The sequence below is a fragment of the Pirellulales bacterium genome (assembly GCA_036267355.1).
Lineage (GTDB): Bacteria > Planctomycetota > Planctomycetia > Pirellulales > DATAWG01 > DATAWG01.
Map to the genome: position 1 here is coordinate 104,729 of DATAWG010000098.1, position 21,298 is coordinate 126,026.

Sequence of the window (21,298 nt, forward strand, 5' to 3'; positions counted from 1 at the left end):
ATTCTTTGCAACGCGTGGCACTGGCGACTCCCACCGATACACAGCCAGCCCAACGCCAACACTGGCAGACTGCGCTTGCCAGCGGCACACACCTCTTGGAACAATCCAACCGCCAACTCGTGCCCCTACTTCCCGGTAACAGCCTTGCCCGCCTTGCGGCGAACGACTTCGCCGTCGTAACGCACGCCCTTGCCCTTGTAGGGCTCCGGCTTGCGAACGGCTCGAGCCTCGGCGGCGAATTGGCCGACCATTTGCTTGTCGATCCCCTTGATCACCACGTGTGTCTGATCGGGGCACGTGACTTTCAAACCCGGAGGAATCGGCAATTGCACTTCGTTGGCATACCCGACGCGAAGCTGCAACACGTCTTTCAGTACCGCGGCCAAATAACCGACGCCGACGATCTCGAGCTTCTTTTCATAGCCTTGCGTTACGCCGATCACCATATTGCGCACCAGCGCTCGCGTGAGCCCTTGCACCGCGCGGGCCTGGCGGGTTTCGTCTTTCCGCGTGACCAGCACGCGCTTGCCCGGCTCGTCGAACTTCACTTCGACGTTCGGCAGATACGTTTGGTTGAGCTTGCCCAACGGCCCTTCGACGGCAACAGCCCCATCGGCGACGGCGACTTTCACGCCGGCCGGAACGGCCACAGGAACTTTTCCAATCCGCGACATCCGAGTGACTTTCTTTTCTGGGGCCCTAAAAAGGTGTCAGGAACCGATTTGCATAAATTCGTTTCGAATCGCGACTCGCTTGGCGCAAATCGGTTCCTGACACCTTTTTCTTCTACCACAATTCGCAGAGCACTTCGCCGCCCAGATTCCGCTGGCGGGCCTCGCGGTCGCTGATCACTCCACGGTTCGTGCTAAGAATCGAAATGCCCAGGCCGTTGAGGATCGGTTTCAATCTCGCGGCGCCGGCGAAGACGCGGCGGCCCGGCTTGCTGACGCGCTTCAAATGCCGGATGACGCGCTCGCCGTTCGGCCCGTATTTCAATTCGATCTGCAATTGATTGACCGGCTGGCTCTCGACTTCTTTCCAGTCCCAGATGTAGCCTTCGCGCTTGAGCACCTCGGCCAGGCCGCGCTTGACCTTTGAAATCGGCATATCGACGCTCGGCCGTTCGACACGCACCGCATTACGGATGCGGGTAAGCATGTCGGCGATAGGATCAGTCATCATGGGGGTTATTGTCCCTTGCAAGACCAGCGCTCAAAAACATAATTCACACTTGCCTACAACACGCCGCCACCCACCTCATCCTCCCCTCTCCATTTGCTGGAGGGGCCGGACGGTCATTCTCCCCTCTCCCCTTGCGGGAGAGGACAGTCATTCTCCCTTCTCCCCTTGCGGGAGAGGGGTCCCCAAAGGGGTCAGGCACATTTTTCGGCGGAGCGGTTACCTGCCGATTTTCGGCTCTAGCGGCCGAAAAATGAGCCAGACCCCGCCGCGTTTACCAACTCGCCTTGCGAACGCCGGGAATGTGTCCCTGGTCCGCCAACTTGCGGAAACAAATCCGGCACACGCCAAACTTCCGATACACGGCCCGCGGCCGTCCGCAAAGCAGACAGCGCCGGTTCAGCCGGGTGGAATATTTCGGCTTCTTCAAGGCCTTTGCAATCTTCGACTTGCTCGCCATGGGGAGCCCTTACAACGATTCTGTACGATAGTGAACTCGCCGCTCGTCCTCGCTAACGCTTCGGGCTGGTGTCCGCCGCTCCGCCGCCAAAAATACCAGCCCGAAGCGTCAGCGAGGGTGAACTCCAAACAAATCTTCCATTTCAACCGCGCGCCGTGTGCCACTGGCTATGCCAGTGCTTCCGCGCCCTCGGTCGTACCAGCACACCGGCAAAGCAGCGGCACAACTGACAATCGTCGCCTCAAATCTGCCGTCTCACGCCGCTCCTTTGCCCTTCGCTTCCGGCACTTTGAACGGCATTCCGAAGCCGCGCAACAGTTCGCGCGATTCGTCGTTGCTGTGGCCGGAAATCACGATCGTAATATTCATCCCTTGCGGACGCGTGAACTTATCCGGATTCAACTCCGGAAACACGAGCTGCTCCGACAGGCCGAGGCTGTAGTTTCCCCGGCCATCGAAGCCGTCCGGGCTCAGCCCGCGGAAGTCGCGCACGCGCGGCAGGGCCAACGCCACCAGCCGATCGAGAAACTCGTACATCCGCAAACCGCGGAGCGTCACTTTGCAGCCGATCGGCATTCCTTCGCGAAGCTTGAAATTCGCGATCGAATAGCGGCTTTTGGTGACCACCGGCTTTTGCCCGGCGATTTGAGCCAAGGCGGCAACCGCATCTTCCAGAAATTTCTTTTCCGTGATCGCGTCGCCGACGCCCATGTTGATAATGATCTTCTGCAATCGCGGCAGGGCCAGGCGATTGTTGCGGCCGAACTTCTGGGCCAGGGCCGGCAGGAGTTCTTTCTCGTATTTTTCCAGCAACCGGGGAACCGGCGGCTTTCCGGCCGGCGCTTCGGGAGCGGCTTCGGCTTTCTTGGATGGCTTTTTGGGTGGTTTCTTGTCCATGGATTGTAGGTCAGGCTTTCCAGCCTGACGACTTCAAGGATGTTTGCTCACCGCTGCTGCGGGATTGCTTTAAGTTGCCGGGGTCGCTTGATGCCGCATGACTTCAGTTGGGCACAAATCAGGCTGGAAAGCCCGGCCTACGTGGCAGTCGTTTCTTTTTTCTTTCGGGCGGGCGAAAGCGGGCCGATGTTCTTGCCGCAATTGGCCCGTTTGCAATAACGGTGCTTGCTGCCGTCTTGCTCGGTACGCACGCCCGTCCGGGTGCGCTTGCCGCACACGGGGCAGACAAGCATGATGTTCGAGATCGCGATCGGCATTTCCTTGGACAACCGGCCGCCGCGCGGGTTCTGTTGGCTGCGGCGCATGTGCTTCTGCACCCGGGCGACGCCTTCGACGACCACCTTATTCCGGCTGCCGAGAATGCGCAGCACCTTGGCGCGCGTCCCTTTATCGGCCCCGGCAATGACTTCCACTTGATCGTTCGAGCGGATGTGCATCACACCACCTCACTTGCGAGACTGACGATTTTCATGAAATTCCGATCTCGCAACTCCCGGGCAACGGCGCCGAAAATGCGCGTGCCGCGGGGATTCTTTTCATTGTCGATCAACACCACCGCGTTGCTGTCGAAGCGGATATAGCTGCCATCGACACGGCGCGTCGGCCGCTTGCACCGCACGATGACGGCCTTCACCACGGCCTTCTTTTTCACTTCACTGCCGGGAATCACCGTCTTAACGCTGCAAACGATGATATCGCCCAGACCGGCCACGCGCCGCTTGCTGCCGCCGAGCACCTTGAAGCACATCACTTCCTTGGCGCCGGTGTTGTCGGCCACGACGAGCCGAGTTTGCATTTGAATCATGATCGATCGTCCGTTGTTCGTTCACTCAGGCTTTCTGGCCCGACAATCTTCGTGCGTCTCACTGGCTTTGCCAGTGCTTCGTCAATCGATCCGCAGGCACCCGCAAAGTCAGGGCACGCGGAAGTTTCTTTCCGAATCAACCGGCTCCAGGCTCGCTGGTCTTCTCCGACTTCGAAGCGGCCTTCATTGCCGCCAGGTCGACCAAGCGGCTCTTGGTCACGATCCGCACCAATTCCCAGCGCTTCAACCGCGAGCGAGGACGGCTTTCCATGATTTCGACCGTGTCGCCTTCGTGGGATTCGTTCTTCTCGTCGTGTACGTGGCACACGGTTCGGTGATGCAGGATCTTGCCGTACTTCTTATGGCGCACCAGCCGCGGGATTTCCACCCGCCGCGTCTTGCTCGCTCGGTCCGATTTCACCACGCCGATTTCGACTCGCTTGGGCATGACAGTTAGGGTGAGGGTGAGGGTGAGGGGTTAGGACGCAGACGCAGCGGCGGCGGTTTTGGCTTTGCGTTCGTTCAGGATTGTTTGGCAGCGGGCGATCAGGCGGCGCTGGCGGCGCAGCTCGCTGGGGGCGTCGAGCCGCTCGGTTTGGGCCTGCAAGCGGAGGCGGAACAATTGCTCCGCCGACTCTTTCCAGGTCAACACGATCTGCTCGTCGCTCATTTCGCGTAAGTCGGCTGCTTTCGCCATGTCATCTCTCCGCCAGTCGTCCCTCGCTAACGCTTCGGGCTAGTGTCGTGCATACTAGCCCGAAGCGTTAGCGAGGGAATCGCCGGCAATCATTCGTTTTCCAATTACAGTTCGGCCGTCTTGTCAACTCGCTCGGCGCCGCAAAAACCGCACCCGGACGGGCATCTTATGCGCAAGCCGGGCAAAACAAAGCCGGGCCGCTTCTTCCGTCACGCCGCTGATCTCGTACAACACCGTTCCCGGCTTGATCACCGCCGCCCAAAACTCGGGCTCCCCTTTTCCCTTTCCCATCCGGGTTTCCAAGGGAATCGAGGTTACCGACTTGTGTGGAAACACGCGCACGTACAATCGGCCTTCGCTGCGCAGATACTGCTGGGCCGCGATCCGCCCGGCCTCGATCGTTGCCGCGCTGAGCCAACCGGCCTGCGAAGCCTGGAGACCGAAATCGCCGAACACGACGCGGTTGCCGCGCGTCGCATCACCTCTTATACGTCCTCTTTGGCTTTTTCGGTGCTTGACTCTCTTGGGCATCAGCGCCATGGCCAACTTCCTCGTACGTGCCTTGATTGATCCAAACTTGAACCCCGATATGCCCCTGCGCGGTTTTGGCTTCCGTCAGGCCGTAGTCGATCTTGGCCCGCAGGGTCGACAGCGGCATCGAGCCGGCGATCTGCTTTTCGCGGCGGGCCATTTCGGCCCCGCCCAACCGGCCGGCCAACTGGATCTTGATCCCCTTGGCGCCGGCTTCCATCGTCGTTTCAACCGCTCGCTTCATCGTGCGCCGAAAGCTGGCCCGTTTGGCCAACTGCTCGGCAATGTCTTCGGCCACCAGTTGGGCATAAATTTCCGGGCGGCCGATTTCTTCGATCTTGATGTTGATCCGCCGCCCCAACAGTTCCTGCAATTCGCCCTGCAATCGCTCGACTTCCTGGCCCTTGCGGCCGATGATCACGCCCGGCCGCGCGGTGTGCAAAATCACTTTCACTTCGTCGCGGGTTCGTTCAATCTCCACTTTCGGAATGCCGGCGAACTTGTATTTATCGTGGATGAAGGCCCGGATCCTGTGATCTTCGATCAGCAGTTCCTTGAACTCCTGCTTCGAGGCATACCAGCGGCTTTTCCAGCCTTCCATGATGCCGACACGGAATCCGACCGGATTGACTTTTTGGCCCATATTCGTTCTTCGCCTTCCGTAGGTCAGGCTTTCCAGCCTGACATGATCTCCGCGATAAGCTCAATTGATCGGTTGCGATTAGTACAGCGAATCCAGCGACACGCGAATGTGCGACATCCGCTTCTTGATCATGAACGCCATTCCTCGGGCATGTGGCTGAATGCGCTTGACGATCGGGCCGCCGTCGACCCGGGCATCGACCACTACCAGGTTGCTGATGTTCACCGAGCGCCGATCTTCCGCGTTGCCCAGCGCGCTTTTCAACACTTTCTCCAACATCCGTGCTCCGCGGTGCGGCATGTATTTCAGGATGTCGAGCGCTTCGTCGGCATGCTTGCCGCGGATCAGATTGGCCAGCGGACGCACCTTGCGGGCGCTGATCTGGGCGAAGCGATGGGTGGCGGTGTAGGCCATGGCAATGAACTCTCGAACAACTCGAATGTGAAAGCGCTAATTCAACTTGCGGCTCAAGGGGTCGGGCACATTTTTCGGCATTACGCTTGGCGGCAATTCCAACGTCCAACCCGCCGACAAACGAGCCAGCCCCCGCCTCACTTAGCGGCCGGCTCGGCTTTGGCCTTCGATGCCTTGCCGCCGTGGCCGCGGAAGGTGCGCGTCGGAGCGAACTCTCCCAACTTATGGCCGACCATGTCTTCGGTTACAAACACCTTCAAATGCAATTTGCCGTTGTGGACCAAAAACGTCTGGCCGACGAATTCGGGGATAATGGTGCAAGCTCGCGCCCAGGTCTTGATCGGCTCGCGCTGTCCGGTCGTCTGCTGCTTTTCCACTTTGGCGAACAGCTTCGGATCGACGTAAGGGCCCTTTTTTAACGATCTTCCCATGCCGTGCTCTGCTCTGCTTTTCGATTAGTGTAGCCACGTTACTTGCGGAACACTGGCGAGGCTGCGCCAACGCCGCTGCACCCTCGGTTACGCTTCGGGCTCGTGTTCAGCACGGGCGAGTGTTTACCGCTAAATAATCTTCAATTGTCCGTAGCGCCGCGATTTGCGACGGCGGATGATCGCCGAGTTCGACGGCTTGCGATGCTTTCGCGTTCCGCCCCCCTTGGCGCTCTTTCCCGTCGGGCTCACCGGATGCCGGCCACCCTTCGTGCGCCCTTCACCACCACCGTGCGGATGATCGATCGGGTTCATGGCGGTGCCGCGAACATGCGGGCGGCGGCCCATCCAACGTTTGCGCCCGGCCTTGCCAAGCGAAACATTCATGTGGTCGGCATTGCCGATCGAGCCGATCGTCGCCCGGCACGCTGCCGGCACGCGGCGAATTTCGCCGCTGGGGAGCGTGAGCTGCGCCCAATCCGCCTCGCGGGCAACCAGCGTCGCACCGGATCCGGCCGAGCGGCACAATCGCCCGCCGCGGCCCGGCTGCAATTCGATATTGTGAACCATCATCCCCAGCGGAATGTTCTTTAGCGGCAAGCAATTGCCGACCGCCGGCGGAGCATCCGGCCCGCTCGCTACCTGAGCGCCCGCCGTCAGCCCGTCGGGAGCCAGAATATAACGCTTTTCGCCATCGACGTAGTTCAATTGCGCGATTCGCGAACTGCGGTTCGGGTCGTATTGAATCGAATCGACCCGCGCCACCACGCCATCTTTATTACGGCGGAAATCGATCAAGCGATACCGCCGTTTATGACCGCCGCCGCGATGCCGGGCGGTGATCACGCCTTGGTTGTTTCGCCCGCCAGTCATCTTCTTGCGCACCGTCAGCCCTTTGAGCGGCTTGGCGCCCTTGGTCAGATCGGCAAAGTCGCTGACGCTCGCCCCGCGGCGGCCAGGCGTAGTCGGATTGTAACGGCGAATTCCCATGTTTCTTAGGCTACAGGCTGTAGGCTACAGGCTGTAGGTTCCAAAGTTCTTGGTCTAGTTCGAGTTCGGCAACAAATGCCGTCCCTGTCGTCTGTAGCCTGTCGCCTTCAGCCTTCTTAAAAGAAATTGATCCGCGATTCCGAATCGAGCGTTACCACCGCTTTCTTCCAGTCGTTGGTTCGGCCGGCATGAAAACGGCTGCGGCGGGGCTTGCCGCGGCGGTTTTGAATATTCACTCGAACCACCTTGACGTTGAACAATTCCTCGACGGCCCGATGCACGTCGCGCTTGTTCGCCAGCTTATTCACCTCGAACGCATACGCATTGTGCCGTGTCGAGCGATGCACGCCCTTCTCGGTCACCAGCGGACGAAGGATGATCTGATGCGGCACCAAGTGCAGCTTGCCTTCGGCGGCCGTCTCATGCATCGCCGGCGTCAATTGGTGTGTCATCGTCGGTAAGCTTCCAATCGTGTATCGAATATCATTCGCCGCGAAACCCGCCGTCCAGCGGCGGGGCCGACGCATCATGCACTTTCGGTCTCGGCTTGCCGGGCGCCGTTCAGGGCTTTGGCTTGCTCTTTGATCTTGTCCAGCGCGGTCTTGGTCACCAGCAATTGCGATGGCCGAAGCACGAGCCAGGCATTCAAATCGCCGACCGGAACGACGCTGACATTCGGAATATTCCGGGCCGATTTGTAAACATTCGCATCGTGCGCCGCGGTGGCCACCAGCAGCGAGCGGCCCTCGTGCTTCAAGGCGCCGATGATGGCCGTCATGTCGCGAGTTTTCGGGGCGTCGAACTTCAATTCATCGACCACCGTGATCTGTCCGTCGCGAAGCTTCGACGCCAGCGCCATGCGTGTGGCCAGTTGCAAGGCCTTGCGCGGGAGGCGGTAGCTCCAATCGCGGGGCGATTTGGCGAAAATGTGGCCGCCGCCCCGACGGATGCCGCTGCGACGCGAGCCCGCCCGGGCATTGCCCGTCCCCTTCTGGCGATACATCTTTTTCGTCGTGCCGGCCACCATCCCGCGGCTCTTGGTCTGCGCCGTCCCCAGCCGCAAATTCGACTGATACATCACCACGGCATCGTGCAGCAACTGCTTATTGATGCGCGGAGCGAGATCCGTCGGATCGATGTCGTAGGTTCCGACTTCTTTGCCCGTTCGATCGTAAACTGTCAAGCTGGCCATGCGATGGGGGATTAGGGTTAGGGGCTAGGGCTAGGGCTAGGGGGGTAATTTGGCTCTCGTTTGGGATCAAGGCGGCAATTCAGTTCCTCACCCTATCCCCTCGCCCTCACCCTACATCTTGTTCGATTGCTTCACGAATACGTATCCGCCGTTGGGGCCGGGCACGGCGCCGCGAATCAATAGCAGATTGTGCTCGGAGTCGATCCGCACCAGCTTCAAATTGCGATTCGTGGTCCGTTCGTTGCCGTAGCGGCCGGCCATGCGTTTGCCCTTGAACACACGCGCGGGAAACGTGTTCATGCTGGTTCCGCCGCCGTGGCGGTGCACCTTTTTCACGCCGTGGGTGGCTCGCTGGCCTTTGAAATTGTGCCGCCGCATGACGCCCGACGTGCCGCGGCCTTTGCTCGTGCCGGTGACGTCGACCGCCGTGATTTCTTTGAAAATGTCGACCTTCAGCAATTGGCCGACGGAAAAGCCCTCGATCGGACCGCGCAGCTCGCCGACAAACCGTTTCGGCTCGCAATCCGCTTTGGCGAGAGGCTCGACGCCAGCTTTGGCTTGAGCCTTGGCACGCTTGCTATCCAAGCGGGCGACTTGGCCACGCTGGGCGCGGCTGGCAAGGCGGCGGGGTTTGTCGAGATAGCCCAACTGCACCGCTTCGTATCCGTCTCGGTCCTTCGTGCGCAATTGCAGCACGTGGCACGGCCCGGCCTCGACCACGGTCACCGGAATGGCGGCTCCGGCTTCGTCAAAAATCTGAGTCATCCCGACCTTACGGCCGAGTAATCCAATGGGCATCGCTCGAATTCCCTGCTCGCTCTCGCCCGCGGGAGGCTCGGGGACCAAAGGTTCTTAGAACCGGCCCCGACTTACCCGCAAAGCTTCCGTGGCATAAATGCTTCCGATGTTGAGTAGTTGGCTCGCTCCGCGTCGTCCGCCCGTTCCGCGGCAGGCATATTCCGTATGCCGTCCGCGGTAGTATGGGCTACGGCATACGGAGTATGCCTTCTACTTTCTAATGTCGGCCGCTGGCCTTGATCTTGATATCCACCCCCGCCGGCAAACTCAACTTGTTCAACGCTTCGATCGTTTTGGCTGTCGCCTGCACGATATCGATCAGCCGCTTGTGTGTGCGAATCTCGAACTGCTGCCGGGCCTTCTTGTCCACGTGTGGACTGGAAAGCACCGTGTAGCGCTCGATCCGAGTGGGCAACGGAATCGGACCATGCACTTCCGAATTCGTCCGCTTGGCGGTGTCGACGATTTCCGCCGCGCTTTGATCGAGCACGGAGTGGTCGTACGCCTCCATCCGGATGCGAATCATTTCGTGCGAGTGTCCAGCCACCGTCGTTCTCCGCTCAGGATTTGAATCCGGCACACCGCCTGGGCACGCGGCGAACGCGGGCAAATCCGGTCTCTCATGGAAACCATATCGCCACGCATCACGCACCCCACGCTAACCAAGCCCCCGTTAGGGAAGCCAGCAATCTTAAAACCTCGGCCGCAGCCTGTCAACGGCCGATACGGCGAAATTTCTTTTCGGCGCAACCATTTCCCGCTCACGCGATTTGGATAAAGGGATCGAGTGGCGCGATGGATGGCTGCCACGTCCCGCTGCCTTCAGCGGGCATGCGCAATCTTGATGGGGCCAACATGCCCACGCAAAGTCGTGGCCATGCCACCCGGCGCAATGCTCGACGCGAACTGCGGCGATCAAGCCGCGCGGCGGTGAGATGCGGCTGGGGCGAGCGATGGCAACGTGCTGGGCGGCAATTTGCGCCATACGGTTTTTGCACCGTTGGCTTCGGCCGCGTAGAGCATTGCCGCGGGCGACAGCATACGCGGAATATAGTGCCAGGCTTCGCCAAGTCGCTCGACCACACGTTCCGCAGAGACGAGCACCAATTCATTGCCCGGCAGAGCGTTGGCCGAGCGAACCAGCGACTGCACGGCGTCGCCGGGAATCAGGTGCACCCGGGCGCCGGTGGCGCGCAGCATTCGATACGCTTGCTTAAGCGAAACCGCCGCGGTTTCCGATCTTGGTCCGGCTTCGAACAAATCGACGCCGATGTAGCGAATTTCGGACGCCGCATGGTATCGCCGAGCAAGGCGGATCATTCGCAACCCACGCCGCAAATCGCCGATGCCGATCTCCATGATTCGCCGCACTTTCGTCTTCCGAATAGCGCGAAACAAAACGCGTTCGCCGGAAGGTTGGGAAAGATAGGCCAACCAAATAGATTCGAGTGAATTCACGGCGGGCAGGATCCGTTCGGGCAGCCGTTCAGGAAAAGGTTCTACTCTCTCAATTTCGGCCAGCGCAGGACGCCGAGTTGACCAGAAGTCGGCCCCGTTCCACCTTCCCGTGGGTGCGCCGCACGAACCTGCGAAGATGCGGCCGCAGAACCGCCGAACAACACCAAAAACGGTCGAACGCGATGTTTTTTTTCGCGACGATCGTCCCGCTGCCAGCGCTATTTGGCGACTTTGAGAAATTCACTTTGGTAGTAATCGATCGAGCGCCGCAAACCTTCCTCGAAGCTCACTCGCGGCTCGTAGCGCAGCAATTGCCGAGCGAGCGTAATATCGGCAAGACTTTCGCGCACATCGCCGGGCCGCGGCGGGGCGAATTGCGGCTTGGCCGGCGTGCCGAGCAAGCGCGAGAGCACGTCGAGCAAGTCCAAGAGCGTCACGCTTCGCCCCGCGGCCAGATTGATCACGCGCCCCGACACGCCCGGCGCTTCTGCTGCCAACAAATTGCCGGCCACGACATCCCCGACAAATGTGAAATCGCGCGATTGCAGGCCATCGCCGAACACGGTGGGCTGCTTGCCCGATAGCAGGATCGTGATGAACTTCGGTATGACGGCCGAGTATTCGCTGTTGGGATCTTGCCGCGGGCCGAACACGTTGAAATAGCGGAGCGTAACGGTTTCGATCTTTCGCATCGCCGCATACGCATGGCAATAGAGTTCGGCGGCGATTTTTGCGGCCCCGTAAGGCGAGATCGGCAGCGGCAGATCGGTTTCGCGCTTCGAGGTCGACGGCTGATCGCCGTAGGCGCTGCTCGAGCCGGCGTAGACGATTCGCCGCACATTCGCTCGGCTGGCCGCGTCCAAGAGCGCAAGCGTCCCGCTGACGCACGCGGCATTCGTCTCCAACGGCCGTTCGACGCTTCGCGGCACCGACGCCAGCGCGGCTTCGTGAAAGATGCAATCCACTCCGGCAACGGCTCGGCCGAGGGCGGCCTCGTCGTTCAAGTCGGCCTCGATGAATTCAATCCGATCGCGCACCGTGGCGAGATTGGAAAGCTTGCCGGTCGACAGATTATCGAGCACGCGCACGCGGTCGCCGCGCTGAACCAAAGCTTCGGCGACATGCGACCCGATAAAACCCGCCCCGCCGGTCACGAGAACATTTCGCATGGAAAAAATGATGGGCCAGGGGTGGGGAGAATCAGGACCAAGATGGTTGGCCGAAGCGGAGTTTTTGTAGCAACCGACAAACCGTGGGGCAAACGCCGCCACGCAAGTGTAGCACACGCCCACCGGCCGCGCGCTCGCTTCCCCCTGTGCCCATGTGGGAGTGCCGCAGCAGCGGGCCCTGGTATCGCCAATGCCAACATTCAAAGGCTGATGAATAATTCCGATTGCAGGAGTGCTATTGCAATTTCTTCGTGCCCAGGCACCAGAGAAAGTGGTTGCTGCGGATGAACATCCTGCCGTCAGCCATTGCGGGGGTGGCGTCAGCCCCATCGCTCAATTCGCACAGCGCGATCTGGCGAAAAGTTCGTTCGGCCGCAACGACGAGCGTCGTTCCATCCCGACCCATGCAATAGACGCGGTCGCCACTGCCGACGAGCGAGGCGTAAGCCCCCGGTGCCCGCTGCTTCCATTGCTGCTCGCCCGTCGTTGCATCCAGGCAGACCAGCGATCCGGGTGTGACCGCCATGAATAAAAGGCCGTGCGTGACCAGCGGGCTCGATGTCTCGCTCAATCCTTTTTTGTATTGCCAGAGCAACTTCGGATTTGTGGCGCCTCCATAGCACATCAGGCTCGACCCGACGTTCAGAAGGTACAAGCGATTGTCGGCCCAAGTCGGGGATGGCGCGACTTGGCCGGTGACGCCGTCCAGATCCCACACGACCTGTCCCTTTTTGTCGAATCCGGTGATAGACCCATTTGCATTGGCGACCCAGATCGGCGACCCGTCGGCTTCTGGGATCACGATTGGCGACGACCACGATGCGCCGCGCGAGCGTTGGCGTTCCCAGATCGTCTTTCCGGACGTGCCGTCCAGACACAGCACCTTGCCATTCTCCTGCCAGTCAAGCTGGATGAACACCATCTTATTCCATATCGCAGGCGACGAAGCATGGCCGTATCCAATCACCGGGCGTTGAAGAAAGTTCTTCCATCGCAATTTGCCGTCGTGGGAAAAACAGGCCAGATCTCCGGTTCCGAACAGGGCGCAGACTCCATCGGCATCGCATGCGGGCGTCGGAAGAGCAAGCGCCGAATCGGCAACCGACGGCAGCGCCTCGCCGCCTCCGCCATCCGGAACCACTTGGCGCCAAAGTTGTCTCCCATTTTCGGTATCGAACGCAACGACCGCACGCTCATCGTGATTCGCTTCCGTGATGTAGATGTGATTCCTCCAGACGACCGGCGAACTTGTGCATGACGTCGCCAGCGGTGTTTTCCAGACCACGCCGCGAGCGGTGCTGCCGTCCCAATCGAGCGGCGCGTTGTTCCAACTCGACACGCCGCACCTGGGACCGCGAAAACAGCTCCAGTCGCTCCCGGCGGCCTTCGTTGGGGGCGCCGCCGGCACCACTGACGCCGGGCTCTTCGCGGCGGTTCGCCCGCCGTCATTGAAACTGGTTGCTGCCGGCGCAGGCGCGCGGCTGGAATCGGCGGTTTGTTCGGCCGGCGGCGCGCCCGAGCAAACGACGACCATCGCAAACGCGAGCATCCAGGAGAAAGCAGGTGTTGCCATCGTCGTAATTTGGAATGAAGCACGCGACGCGGTTTGCATCCGTAGCTCGCTGCGCTCAGGAATTTTCAAATCGCCGCTTTAGAGAAACATCGGAGGGCCGCCACCCTCACGGAGGCAATCGGCGGCCCTCGAAAATATATCCGGGCTCAGGAGTTTCTTACGCCATTCAGTCGGCCAAGGTCAGAGCCGGGTCGCCGAACAACACCAGGGAAGGCGCGTCGATCTCGATGCAATTATTCGAGTCTTTGCTCGACTGATCCGCGCTTTGCTTGGGCGCCCAACGCTGATATGCCTGCCATTTGGCTTCCAGCAGCGCCTCGCCAACGGTCATCTTCTTCATGAGGAAATTGTCCCAGAATAGAATTGCTTGATCCGCCCCGACGCCCTTGGGCGCATAGCGCCAAAAGCAGATCGACTGGCATTTGTTGGGCGCCATGTAGGCGATCAAACCGGCGTGAATCGCCGCGGGGGGCAGGTATTCCGCGTTCGTCCGGAAATTGGCGTTCACCGTTCCGACGTTGCACCCGATTACGTAGGCGACCGTTGGCGCCTTGAAGTTCAATCGCTTGCGGTACTCGGCCCCGGTTGCCAGATAGTTTTTCAGATCCTTGCCGGTTCTTCCCGATTCGATCCGCAGATAAGGCGGATCGCCGTGCGCGACATACTGAACGAATCCATAGTCGCTTGTGGAATGGAACAGGTCGGGCGCCTTCAGGCCAGTGCTTTGCGGATTGGTTTCATCCCTGGGAAAGACATAGCTCGCGGCCAAGCCGGCCTTGGCAAATTCGTGTGCCACTTCGCCTGCTGGATGAAACGGCTCGTGCGGAGAGGCATCAGGACCACCCTCGTCGGGCTGATTCAGGCGGTGCCCGTCGAGCACGATCGCCCTTTTCTCCCATCCCTGCGGCGCCAGGCTAGCGTACCGACCGCCTGGCAAATACTGCTTGCGGAAAAACGTTTTGACAAGCATCAGCGACGCGTCATGAATGTTGTCGGCCATGATGCGCCCGACGGCCAGGTCCGGCTTGACGAAATGCGTGAAATCCACGTCAGCCCGGAGCGTGGCGTAAGGCGTGTCCGAAGGCACATAATCGATGGAAAGGCTCCAAAACGTATATTTCGCGTGCAGATCGATGTAGTAATGCGGCAGCGCCTTGGAACCGCCCACCATCGCCAGGAAGCGCGGTTTCTGGCCGTTGCTAATCAGATATTTGGCCGCCGCGCGGCAATCGGCTTTGAGCCGCTTCATCACCGGCATCACCGACGCCAGTTTTTCCGCGTCGGCTTGATCGCCCAGGCTCACGCCCAGATCATTCAGCTTCTGCCGATCACCCGTGTAGTTGCCCGTCTGCACGATCGCGTGGCGATAGGCCGCCAAGGGCGCGCTGGCCAGCGACAGATACGGCCATTGCACGTTTGGATCGAGTTTATCGGCGGTGTCGGTGGGATTGGTGGCGATCACGTAATCGCAGGGAATTTTCAATTCGTTCATGAGTCTCAACTGAAATTTCCAGACCGCCTCCTTGCCGTCGAGCGCCACGACTTCCACATTCGGAATTTTAATGCTGCCGACCACGACGGCTTTCGTCGTGCCCAGGGCTTTGAGTGTGGCCGCGTCGGGATTCACCAGGATCGGCGCTGAAAGCAGAGAAGCGCTCGGCACGATCCAAAGCGCGTGCTCGTAATCCGCGACGGCGAAGACGGTTTCCGCCTTTTTCCAATATTTTCGGGCGATTGCCGCTGTGGCCGCCTGGGCATCGGGGCCGAAGTCTTTCACCGACGCGGAGGTGGCAGGAATTGCCACCTCGGGGTTTGAAGTTCCGTCGTCAAGGATGAGAGGAACGGACCCGCCGTGATTATAAAACACTGGCGTGATGCAGGCCGCCGTCAATGTCTGCCACTGCTGGCGGTCGAGCCTAAGCACCAGCGCCTTGGCCGGCGGCGCGAAGTCGGCTTCGGCGTGGACGGCTACGGTTTCAGCGACTGCGACGCGGACTCCGGCAAGAGCGGTGCCGGCAACGCATACGAGTGCGAGGTACAAACGGTAGCGATTCTTCATGGAAAACTCCGGGAGAATGAACGGATTTGTTCGGCTGGCGAGTGGTCGACGCCGTGCGAGCCCATTCGACGCGGTGGGGAAACTGGCTGCGTTGGTCTAGTTCGATCGGCGGTCTCGTTCGTGCCACGCCGATACCGTCAGCCCGGAGCAGCAAAGTATAATTGGATGCGACGGTGCTTTTCCATTTGGCGACGTCGTGCGAATTCGGTCCCGCTCGATGATGAAATCTGTAGCCGTTGTGCCGACGCCGCGCGGGCGCTATGCGATCCCGCACTTCCATCGTAAGATGAGAAGCGATCGCCGGAGTTCCGTTCGCAAGGAGAGGTTTGCAACCCGCCTCCCGTGGCAATATTTCAGCGATGCTTTCTCGACACCAATTTTCGAGGCTCATTTCGTAAGCCTCGATGCATTTGCGATTTCGACCGCCGCAACCTTCTTTGGATGGAGTAATCATGGGAATGACCGTGACCCTCGACCGGATGATTCACACGATCGCCACCCACGACGGATTGGGAAAGGAACTCGATCTCGGGGAATGCGCCAATGCGGGTGGAGATCTCAGTCCGATCGACGTTTTGGCAATGAGCCTGGCGTCGTGCGTCTTGCTTGTTATGGCCAAAGCAGCACGGGCCAAAGCGATTGATCTGACCGGCGCCTGGGCAGCGGTTTCCGACGATGTAAAAGAGTATAAGATCAAGTCTATCACCGTGACAATCCATTCTCCGCAATCTCCGTCGGAGACAGACCGCTCATTTCTGGAAAAGGAAAGTCACGCGTGTCCGGTTTATCTGGCCGTTCAGGACAATATCAACGTGAATCTGACGTTTGCGTGGGGCTGCGAGGCCGCGCGGCCGGCGAATTGCCGACCCGCCCCGCAAGCGGCGGCGTGCGCTCAAACCACGAATTGAGCCTGACTTGAAGCAGGACATGAGTATCCGAAACGTGAGAATTGTGGCTTCCGAGGACTCGTCAAAACGCTTTGGTTTAACGCGGTCATCCATGCCGTGGTGCGGGAGGTTCCGGAAGGAGCAAGTTCGGACATGTCCGCTATTCCAGATGATGCCGCTGGTCTTCGACGCACAGATCGGGGGCTGAAATTGATTGAAAATGCTAATCCGCGGAGGAGTCGCACGTGAACGCTCGCATCGTCGCTCGCTCGTTTGTGGTCGTAATGGGTCTTCTGGTTTTCGGGTTCGCCTCGCAGTTGCTTGCCGGCGAACCAGGCAACCTCGTCGTCGATGGCGGCTTCGAACAAACGATGTCTCCCAACCAGTTCGGGCATGTATTCAAGAAATGGGGCGGCTGGAAATACGAAGGCGATTGCGAATTCCGCGTGGGGCAAGTCGCGCATCGCGGCAAGACATCGTGCCTGCTGTTCGCTGCCGGGCCGGCCAAAATCCGCGTCTCACAGACGATCAAAAATCTTTCGCCAGGGCGCTACAAACTGACGGCGTGGATTCGCGGGTTGGACATCGGCGAAGGCCTTTGGCATAGCACCACGGAGTTCGCGATCGACGGCAAATACATGGGGCTCAAGAAAAACGGCACTTTCGGCTGGAGCCCGCTCTCCTATGTCGTGGAAATCAAGCAGCGAAAGGATGTCGATCTGGCGTTCGGCCTGTGGGCGCCGGGTTATTTCTGGATCAGCGATGTGTCGCTCCGTTCGGTGCCATCCGACACGGCTCTCACCGCGGCGCCGGCGATCGGCGCAGAAGAAAAGCCGATCGTGCCGCCCGGCCCGTTGGGAGCGGATCCGGTTCGCTGCCCGGTGTGCGGTTATCAAAACGCGGCCGATGCGAAAACGTGCTACGCCTGCGGGGCGGAACTAGCAGGGCATGCAATCGCTCACGGCCCGGCATCGCGAGTGCTCGCTTCGTTCAAAGACACGAATCCCTTCAGTGGCGGAACGGTCGTGGCGGAGCATGCCGCCGCGGGCGCGAAATCGTTGCGGCTCGACCATGGCTACGCCGTATGGGATGCGGCGCAGGATTGGTCGGGCTACGATTATCTCAAGGCCAATGTCTTTTCCGATTCTGAAAGCCCCACGCCGCTGCATATCGAAATGCGCGATCGCAGCACCCGGGATTATTGGACCCGCTTGAACTACGAAACGATGCTGCCGCCGGGCAAGAGCACGCTCGTGCTGCCGCTTGGGCAACTCTACGTTGGCGAAAAGGCGCGGCCCGGCCGCAAGCTTTTGCTGGGCGCGATTACGCAGCTTGTCTTCGGCATCGACGAAAAGGCCGGCGGACCGATCTATCTCGCCAACGTTCGCTTGGATCGCGATATCGAAACATCGCAAACCATGTTCAAAGGGCTATCGGCCTTTTCGTTTGGACCGGCCGACGGCCCCCTGATGCCCGGCTTCACGCGTGTCGATCCTTCGACGGTCTATAGCCGGGGACGCGGCTTCGGGCTGAAGAATGCCCAGATCTGGCGCACCAGCGACGTGCTCCAGCCCGATCCGCTGTACGAAAATTTCATGTGCATCACCGGCGGCGAATTTGCCGTCGATCTGCCGGACGGCCATTATCACGTGTTCGTGAATATCGACAATCCTTCCGGCTTCTGGGGCGAATATCAGAATTACCGCCGCCGCGCAATTCTTGCCCAGGGCGAACCCGTGCTGCAAGAATCGATGACGTTCGATTCGCTGAAGAAAAAATATTTCCGCTATTGGAACACCGAAGACCTGCCCTCGGACGACACGTTCGACAAATACCAACGTCCCTACTATCACGAGAAGGAATTCGATGTCGACGTGAAAAACGGGCAATTGGATCTCGGTTTCCGCGGCGAAGCCTATGCCTGCAGCGTTTCGGCGGTAGTGATTTATCCGGCCGGCAAGGCCGAGCAAGGCCGCAAGTTTCTCGATTCCGTCGTCGCCAAACGGCGATTCTTCTTCGACAACTACTTCCATCGCATTCTGCACAAACCCACGGGCGACTCGCTCGCCCCGTCCGCCATCGACACCCGCCGCGGCTACGTCGTCTTCTCGCGCGAACCGATGCAAGACGTCTACTACAACGACACGCCGCGGAAAGAAGAAATCGGCCGGCCGGTGTCTGGCTTCGGATTCGCCGGCCAATACGAACCGCTGACGCTCAGCGTCTGCCCGCTCGTGGATTTGGGCAGCGCGACCGTCTCGATCAGCGATCTGTCGGGGCCCGGAAAAATCTCCGCCGACCGCATCGCCGTCGGCTATGTCTCATATCGGCTGACGCGCGTGGCGAGCGACGGCTCGGTGTACACGATCACTCCGCGATTGGTCATTCCTCGCGCGACTGTCGCCATACCCAAGAGCGTTACGCGGCGATTCTGGCTTACGATCCATCCGGCCGACGATACCAAGCCAGGACTCTATCACGGCAAAATCACGATCACGCCCGAGCATGGCGAACCGGCGGAAGTCGCGGTCGAATATCGCGTTTATCCAGGCACGCTCGATCCGGCCGACATTCCTGTCGGGCCATATGCCCATGAGATCGGCATCCCGTGGGACCAATCCGACCCGGCCACGATTGCATGGAATCAGACGATGGAAGCGCGCAGCTTGCGCAGGCTGCACGACTACGGTTTCACATCTTTCTCCGGAATGCCGATCGTGCGCTACCTCGGCTTCAAGGCCGGCAAGCCGCAACTGGATTTCAGCACCGGCGACGCGCAGATGGCGCTCGCCCGCCGCTGCGGCTTCACGATGCCGGTGGTCACCTACACCGAATTCCCCGGCTTGAATCTTTATTTCAAAGACGAAGCAGCGATGCACGCGGCCGGCTTCAGCGACTATAGCAAGTTCGTAAGAGCCGTTTTCACCGCGATCCAGCAGCATGCCGACGCCGCGGGCTGGCTGCCGGTGTATTGGAACATCGCCGACGAGCCGGTCGGCGACGATGTCGTTCGGGCCGGCGAAAATGCGGCCGCCTATCGGGCCGCCTTTCCCAACGGGCCGCCGTTTTTCACCGGCGCGACAAGTTTCGATTCCGCCAAGGCCGACGATCCGCATTTCATCTTCGCCAAGGCCCTGCACGTCGCCGACATGAACGGCCACAACGAGCCGAGCATCGAAATGATTCACCGTGCCGGCAGCGATTGGGCCTTTTACAACAATGCGAATCGCTGGACGTTTGGCGTCTACATGTACAAAGCCGTCAAGCAATTCGACATGAAATTCCGTCTCGGCTGGCATTGGCACGCCGTCGGCGGCGATCCGTACTACGCGCTCGATTGCCGCGAAGATGACTATGCCTGGTGCAACGCCAATCCCGACGGCGAATTGATTCCATCGCTCGAATTCGAACGCCAGATGCGCGGCGGAGTGGACGACTATCGCACGATGCTCACGTTGGCCCGCCTGGCCCGCGAAAGCCACGACCGCTCCGCCGACGAATTGATCGCCCACCGATTGGCCGCATTCAAGCTCGGCCAAACCGATCACGACGCAATCTTCCCGCATTCCGACTATCGAGACTTCCGCAAAACCATGTCCGAAGCGATCGCTCGGCTGCGGGTTACTGGAAACTAAACCAGCCTGATTGGCAGATTCGCCGACCGTAGCGAATCGCAGGCGCGGTCCAACGCCGAAACGAAAATTCCGTTTGCGCGGCGGCTAGCCCCTTGCCGCTCACGACGAGCGCCCGTGTGTGAGCGGCAAGGCGCTAGTCGCCGGTGCATCGTTGATCACGACCGCGAAAACCGTCACCCGGCACGGGCGGCGCCACTCCCGTAGAATTTCAGGTGTCGGATTACATCAAAGCCTGACGCTCGGTCGGCCCACAACCGGAGAAATGCAAATGGAAATCAAACGCGTTGGGTCTCAACCGTCGAGCAAAGGCCCTGCGGATTGGTTCACCGGCACGGTCAGAATCGATCCGCTGTTCGATCGAACGGAGCCGGCCCGAGTGGGCGGCGCGACTGTCACGTTCGAGCCCGGCGCCCGCACCGCGTGGCATACGCATCCGCTCGGCCAGACGTTGATCGTGACCGCCGGCTGCGGCTGGGCCCAACGCGAAGGCGGACCGGTCGAGGAAATCCGTCCCGGCGATGTCGTCTGCTTCGCGCCTGGCGAAAAGCATTGGCACGGGGCGACCGCCACGACCGCGATGACGCACTTGGCCATTCAGGAAAAGCTCGACGGCAAAGTGGTCGATTGGTTGGAACAGGTCAGCGACGAACAATATCGCCGCTGATTCCATCGGAGCCGAGGGATTTGGCCGAGGAGGTCTACATGCTCGACATACCGAACACCCGGGCTAACAACAAACTGCGGAAGTTGACGCGATTTCTTTCGCAGCCGAAAACGATCGAGCCTGCGGTTCCATGGTTCGCAGAAGCCATGTTCATTCTGCAGCATTAAGTGGTGTTCGATGAGCAGCAACATTGCGGTAAAAGTGGTTGTCATCACCGGGGCGAGCAACGGCCTGGGCGATGTGGCCGCCCGGTTGCTTATAATACATGCGACCGGAGCCGTTTCGTCCGGCGCCGGTATAATTCGGCATGGCCAATTTCAAGAAGCGGGTTGCCGAAAACGTCGCCGGCGATTTCTTCGTCGATTCGACATGCATCGATTGCGACACCTGTCGGCAGCTTGCTCCCCACGTGTTTAGCGAAGCCGCTGAAACGGCCTATGTGAGTCGCCAGCCGGAATCGAGCGAAGATTATCGCGGCGCCCTGCAGGCGCTGGTGTCGCGCCCGACCGGTTCGATCGGTTGCCTCGGCGGGGCAGAAAAGCACTATCATGGGTGAGTTTGCGTTGTTGATGTGGCGCGCACGCTGGGGGGCAGAAAAGAGGCAGAAAAGGTGTCAGGAACGAATGGCACTGTCGGCATTGTAACCGATTTGTCAATCGCTAGTTGCATCGCGCGAGACGCGCGCGGAGTTTCTCGCGAGGCTCTTGCATGAGCTTGTAGCCGTGGCGACGTCGTTTGAGTTCGCGCGGCTCGATGCGG

Annotated in this window: 25 protein-coding genes; 4 read left to right on the plus strand and 21 right to left on the minus strand. The window is 60.0% G+C overall.

All coding sequences use genetic code 11. From position 1 onward, the window contains the following. Positions 1–125: 125 nt before the first annotated feature. From rplF to VHX65_15430, 21 genes are all read right to left on the minus strand, one after another. Positions 126–674: a 50S ribosomal protein L6 gene (rplF, locus tag VHX65_15330; GenBank protein ID HEX3999922.1), complete on the minus strand. Its 549-nt coding sequence runs from the start codon at positions 672–674 to the stop codon at positions 126–128. Between the two features lie 112 nt (positions 675–786). Further along, positions 787–1,182: a 30S ribosomal protein S8 gene (gene rpsH / locus VHX65_15335; GenBank protein HEX3999923.1), complete on the minus strand. Its 396-nt coding sequence runs from the start codon at positions 1,180–1,182 to the stop codon at positions 787–789. 271 nt (positions 1,183–1,453) lie between these two features. Then, positions 1,454–1,639, minus strand: a complete 186-nt coding sequence (locus VHX65_15340) for a type Z 30S ribosomal protein S14 (protein HEX3999924.1) — start codon at positions 1,637–1,639, stop codon at positions 1,454–1,456. Between the two features lie 255 nt (positions 1,640–1,894). Further along, a complete protein-coding gene (gene rplE / locus VHX65_15345; GenBank protein ID HEX3999925.1) occupies positions 1,895–2,536 on the minus strand; it encodes a 50S ribosomal protein L5 in 642 nt (213 codons plus the stop codon). 137 nt (positions 2,537–2,673) lie between these two features. Continuing rightward, positions 2,674–3,033, minus strand: coding sequence for a 50S ribosomal protein L24 (gene rplX / locus VHX65_15350; GenBank protein ID HEX3999926.1), 360 nt, complete (start codon positions 3,031–3,033; stop codon positions 2,674–2,676). Further along, positions 3,033–3,401: a 50S ribosomal protein L14 gene (gene rplN / locus VHX65_15355; protein ID HEX3999927.1), complete on the minus strand. Its 369-nt coding sequence runs from the start codon at positions 3,399–3,401 to the stop codon at positions 3,033–3,035. The genes rplX and rplN overlap by 1 nt, the downstream gene beginning before the upstream one ends. A 136-nt stretch (positions 3,402–3,537) precedes the next feature. Next, positions 3,538–3,849, minus strand: a complete 312-nt coding sequence (rpsQ, locus tag VHX65_15360; GenBank protein ID HEX3999928.1) for a 30S ribosomal protein S17 — start codon at positions 3,847–3,849, stop codon at positions 3,538–3,540. A gap of 30 nt (positions 3,850–3,879) precedes the next feature. Further along, positions 3,880–4,098, minus strand: a complete 219-nt coding sequence (rpmC, locus tag VHX65_15365) for a 50S ribosomal protein L29 (GenBank protein HEX3999929.1) — start codon at positions 4,096–4,098, stop codon at positions 3,880–3,882. Positions 4,099–4,221: 123 nt separating this feature from the next. Next, entirely contained in the window at positions 4,222–4,638 is a 417-nt protein-coding gene (gene rplP / locus VHX65_15370; protein HEX3999930.1) for a 50S ribosomal protein L16, read from the minus strand. Beyond that, positions 4,577–5,272 (minus strand): 30S ribosomal protein S3, encoded by a 696-nt coding sequence (gene rpsC / locus VHX65_15375; GenBank protein HEX3999931.1) that lies wholly within the window; start codon positions 5,270–5,272, stop codon positions 4,577–4,579. The genes rplP and rpsC overlap by 62 nt, the downstream gene beginning before the upstream one ends. Positions 5,273–5,350: 78 nt before the next feature. Beyond that, a complete protein-coding gene (rplV, locus tag VHX65_15380; protein HEX3999932.1) occupies positions 5,351–5,686 on the minus strand; it encodes a 50S ribosomal protein L22 in 336 nt (111 codons plus the stop codon). Positions 5,687–5,823: 137 nt separating this feature from the next. Then, on the minus strand, positions 5,824–6,117 hold the full coding sequence (gene rpsS / locus VHX65_15385) for a 30S ribosomal protein S19 (GenBank protein HEX3999933.1): 294 nt from the start codon (positions 6,115–6,117) through the stop codon (positions 5,824–5,826). Between the two features lie 129 nt (positions 6,118–6,246). Continuing rightward, positions 6,247–7,104, minus strand: a complete 858-nt coding sequence (rplB, locus tag VHX65_15390) for a 50S ribosomal protein L2 (GenBank protein HEX3999934.1) — start codon at positions 7,102–7,104, stop codon at positions 6,247–6,249. A 116-nt stretch (positions 7,105–7,220) separates the two neighbouring features. Next, on the minus strand, positions 7,221–7,556 hold the full coding sequence (gene rplW, locus VHX65_15395; protein HEX3999935.1) for a 50S ribosomal protein L23: 336 nt from the start codon (positions 7,554–7,556) through the stop codon (positions 7,221–7,223). 74 nt (positions 7,557–7,630) lie between these two features. Continuing rightward, complete coding sequence (gene rplD, locus VHX65_15400; GenBank protein HEX3999936.1) at positions 7,631–8,296, minus strand: 50S ribosomal protein L4; 666 nt, start codon at positions 8,294–8,296, stop codon at positions 7,631–7,633. A 111-nt stretch (positions 8,297–8,407) separates the two neighbouring features. Beyond that, entirely contained in the window at positions 8,408–9,061 is a 654-nt protein-coding gene (gene rplC, locus VHX65_15405; protein HEX3999937.1) for a 50S ribosomal protein L3, read from the minus strand. 250 nt (positions 9,062–9,311) lie between these two features. Next, complete coding sequence (gene rpsJ / locus VHX65_15410; protein HEX3999938.1) at positions 9,312–9,620, minus strand: 30S ribosomal protein S10; 309 nt, start codon at positions 9,618–9,620, stop codon at positions 9,312–9,314. Positions 9,621–10,009: 389 nt separating this feature from the next. Beyond that, positions 10,010–10,453 (minus strand): hypothetical protein, encoded by a 444-nt coding sequence (locus VHX65_15415; GenBank protein HEX3999939.1) that lies wholly within the window; start codon positions 10,451–10,453, stop codon positions 10,010–10,012. A gap of 317 nt (positions 10,454–10,770) precedes the next feature. Then, positions 10,771–11,721 carry an SDR family oxidoreductase gene (locus tag VHX65_15420; protein ID HEX3999940.1) on the minus strand — a complete coding sequence of 317 codons (951 nt, stop codon included), beginning with the start codon at positions 11,719–11,721 and terminating at the stop codon, positions 10,771–10,773. Positions 11,722–11,956: 235 nt separating this feature from the next. Then, positions 11,957–13,294, minus strand: coding sequence for a PQQ-binding-like beta-propeller repeat protein (locus tag VHX65_15425; protein ID HEX3999941.1), 1,338 nt, complete (start codon positions 13,292–13,294; stop codon positions 11,957–11,959). Positions 13,295–13,460: 166 nt separating this feature from the next. Then, positions 13,461–15,353, minus strand: coding sequence for a C25 family cysteine peptidase (locus VHX65_15430; protein HEX3999942.1), 1,893 nt, complete (start codon positions 15,351–15,353; stop codon positions 13,461–13,463). A 452-nt stretch (positions 15,354–15,805) separates the two neighbouring features. On the opposite strand from VHX65_15430, the gene VHX65_15435 reads away from it, so the two are divergent. From VHX65_15435 to VHX65_15450, 4 genes are all read left to right on the plus strand, one after another. Continuing rightward, positions 15,806–16,261, plus strand: a complete 456-nt coding sequence (locus VHX65_15435; GenBank protein HEX3999943.1) for an OsmC family protein — start codon at positions 15,806–15,808, stop codon at positions 16,259–16,261. Between the two features lie 224 nt (positions 16,262–16,485). Further along, positions 16,486–19,875, plus strand: a complete 3,390-nt coding sequence (locus tag VHX65_15440; GenBank protein HEX3999944.1) for a hypothetical protein — start codon at positions 16,486–16,488, stop codon at positions 19,873–19,875. 268 nt (positions 19,876–20,143) lie between these two features. Further along, the gene (locus VHX65_15445; protein ID HEX3999945.1) at positions 20,144–20,539 is read left to right on the plus strand and encodes a cupin domain-containing protein; all 396 of its coding nucleotides are present in this window, start codon (positions 20,144–20,146) and stop codon (positions 20,537–20,539) included. A 307-nt stretch (positions 20,540–20,846) separates the two neighbouring features. Continuing rightward, a complete protein-coding gene (locus tag VHX65_15450; protein HEX3999946.1) occupies positions 20,847–21,095 on the plus strand; it encodes a ferredoxin in 249 nt (82 codons plus the stop codon). The last annotated feature ends 203 nt before the right edge of the window (positions 21,096–21,298 follow it).

What these genes read in the sequence shown, in the direction of transcription:
- VHX65_15450 (HEX3999946.1), top strand. Translation starts at nt 20,847, where the DNA reads ATGGCCAATTTCAAGAAGCGGGTTGCCGAAAACGTCGCCGGCGATTTC.
- rplD (HEX3999936.1), bottom strand. Translation starts at nt 8,296, where the DNA reads ATGGCCAGCTTGACAGTTTACGATCGAACGGGCAAAGAAGTCGGAACC.
- rplW (HEX3999935.1), bottom strand. Translation starts at nt 7,556, where the DNA reads ATGACACACCAATTGACGCCGGCGATGCATGAGACGGCCGCCGAAGGC.
- rplV (HEX3999932.1), bottom strand. Translation starts at nt 5,686, where the DNA reads ATGGCCTACACCGCCACCCATCGCTTCGCCCAGATCAGCGCCCGCAAG.
- VHX65_15425 (HEX3999941.1), bottom strand. Translation starts at nt 13,294, where the DNA reads ATGGCAACACCTGCTTTCTCCTGGATGCTCGCGTTTGCGATGGTCGTC.
- rpsS (HEX3999933.1), bottom strand. Translation starts at nt 6,117, where the DNA reads ATGGGAAGATCGTTAAAAAAGGGCCCTTACGTCGATCCGAAGCTGTTC.
- rplX (HEX3999926.1), bottom strand. Translation starts at nt 3,033, where the DNA reads ATGCACATCCGCTCGAACGATCAAGTGGAAGTCATTGCCGGGGCCGAT.
- VHX65_15430 (HEX3999942.1), bottom strand. Translation starts at nt 15,353, where the DNA reads ATGAAGAATCGCTACCGTTTGTACCTCGCACTCGTATGCGTTGCCGGC.
- rplB (HEX3999934.1), bottom strand. Translation starts at nt 7,104, where the DNA reads ATGGGAATTCGCCGTTACAATCCGACTACGCCTGGCCGCCGCGGGGCG.
- rplC (HEX3999937.1), bottom strand. Translation starts at nt 9,061, where the DNA reads ATGACTCAGATTTTTGACGAAGCCGGAGCCGCCATTCCGGTGACCGTG.
- VHX65_15445 (HEX3999945.1), top strand. Translation starts at nt 20,144, where the DNA reads ATGGAAATCAAACGCGTTGGGTCTCAACCGTCGAGCAAAGGCCCTGCG.
- VHX65_15420 (HEX3999940.1), bottom strand. Translation starts at nt 11,721, where the DNA reads ATGCGAAATGTTCTCGTGACCGGCGGGGCGGGTTTTATCGGGTCGCAT.
- VHX65_15340 (HEX3999924.1), bottom strand. Translation starts at nt 1,639, where the DNA reads ATGGCGAGCAAGTCGAAGATTGCAAAGGCCTTGAAGAAGCCGAAATAT.
- rpsJ (HEX3999938.1), bottom strand. Translation starts at nt 9,620, where the DNA reads ATGATTCGCATCCGGATGGAGGCGTACGACCACTCCGTGCTCGATCAA.
- rplF (HEX3999922.1), bottom strand. Translation starts at nt 674, where the DNA reads ATGTCGCGGATTGGAAAAGTTCCTGTGGCCGTTCCGGCCGGCGTGAAA.
- rplP (HEX3999930.1), bottom strand. Translation starts at nt 4,638, where the DNA reads ATGGCGCTGATGCCCAAGAGAGTCAAGCACCGAAAAAGCCAAAGAGGA.
- VHX65_15415 (HEX3999939.1), bottom strand. Translation starts at nt 10,453, where the DNA reads ATGGAGATCGGCATCGGCGATTTGCGGCGTGGGTTGCGAATGATCCGC.
- rpsH (HEX3999923.1), bottom strand. Translation starts at nt 1,182, where the DNA reads ATGATGACTGATCCTATCGCCGACATGCTTACCCGCATCCGTAATGCG.
- rpsC (HEX3999931.1), bottom strand. Translation starts at nt 5,272, where the DNA reads ATGGGCCAAAAAGTCAATCCGGTCGGATTCCGTGTCGGCATCATGGAA.
- rpmC (HEX3999929.1), bottom strand. Translation starts at nt 4,098, where the DNA reads ATGGCGAAAGCAGCCGACTTACGCGAAATGAGCGACGAGCAGATCGTG.
- rplE (HEX3999925.1), bottom strand. Translation starts at nt 2,536, where the DNA reads ATGGACAAGAAACCACCCAAAAAGCCATCCAAGAAAGCCGAAGCCGCT.
- rpsQ (HEX3999928.1), bottom strand. Translation starts at nt 3,849, where the DNA reads ATGCCCAAGCGAGTCGAAATCGGCGTGGTGAAATCGGACCGAGCGAGC.
- VHX65_15435 (HEX3999943.1), top strand. Translation starts at nt 15,806, where the DNA reads ATGGGAATGACCGTGACCCTCGACCGGATGATTCACACGATCGCCACC.
- rplN (HEX3999927.1), bottom strand. Translation starts at nt 3,401, where the DNA reads ATGATTCAAATGCAAACTCGGCTCGTCGTGGCCGACAACACCGGCGCC.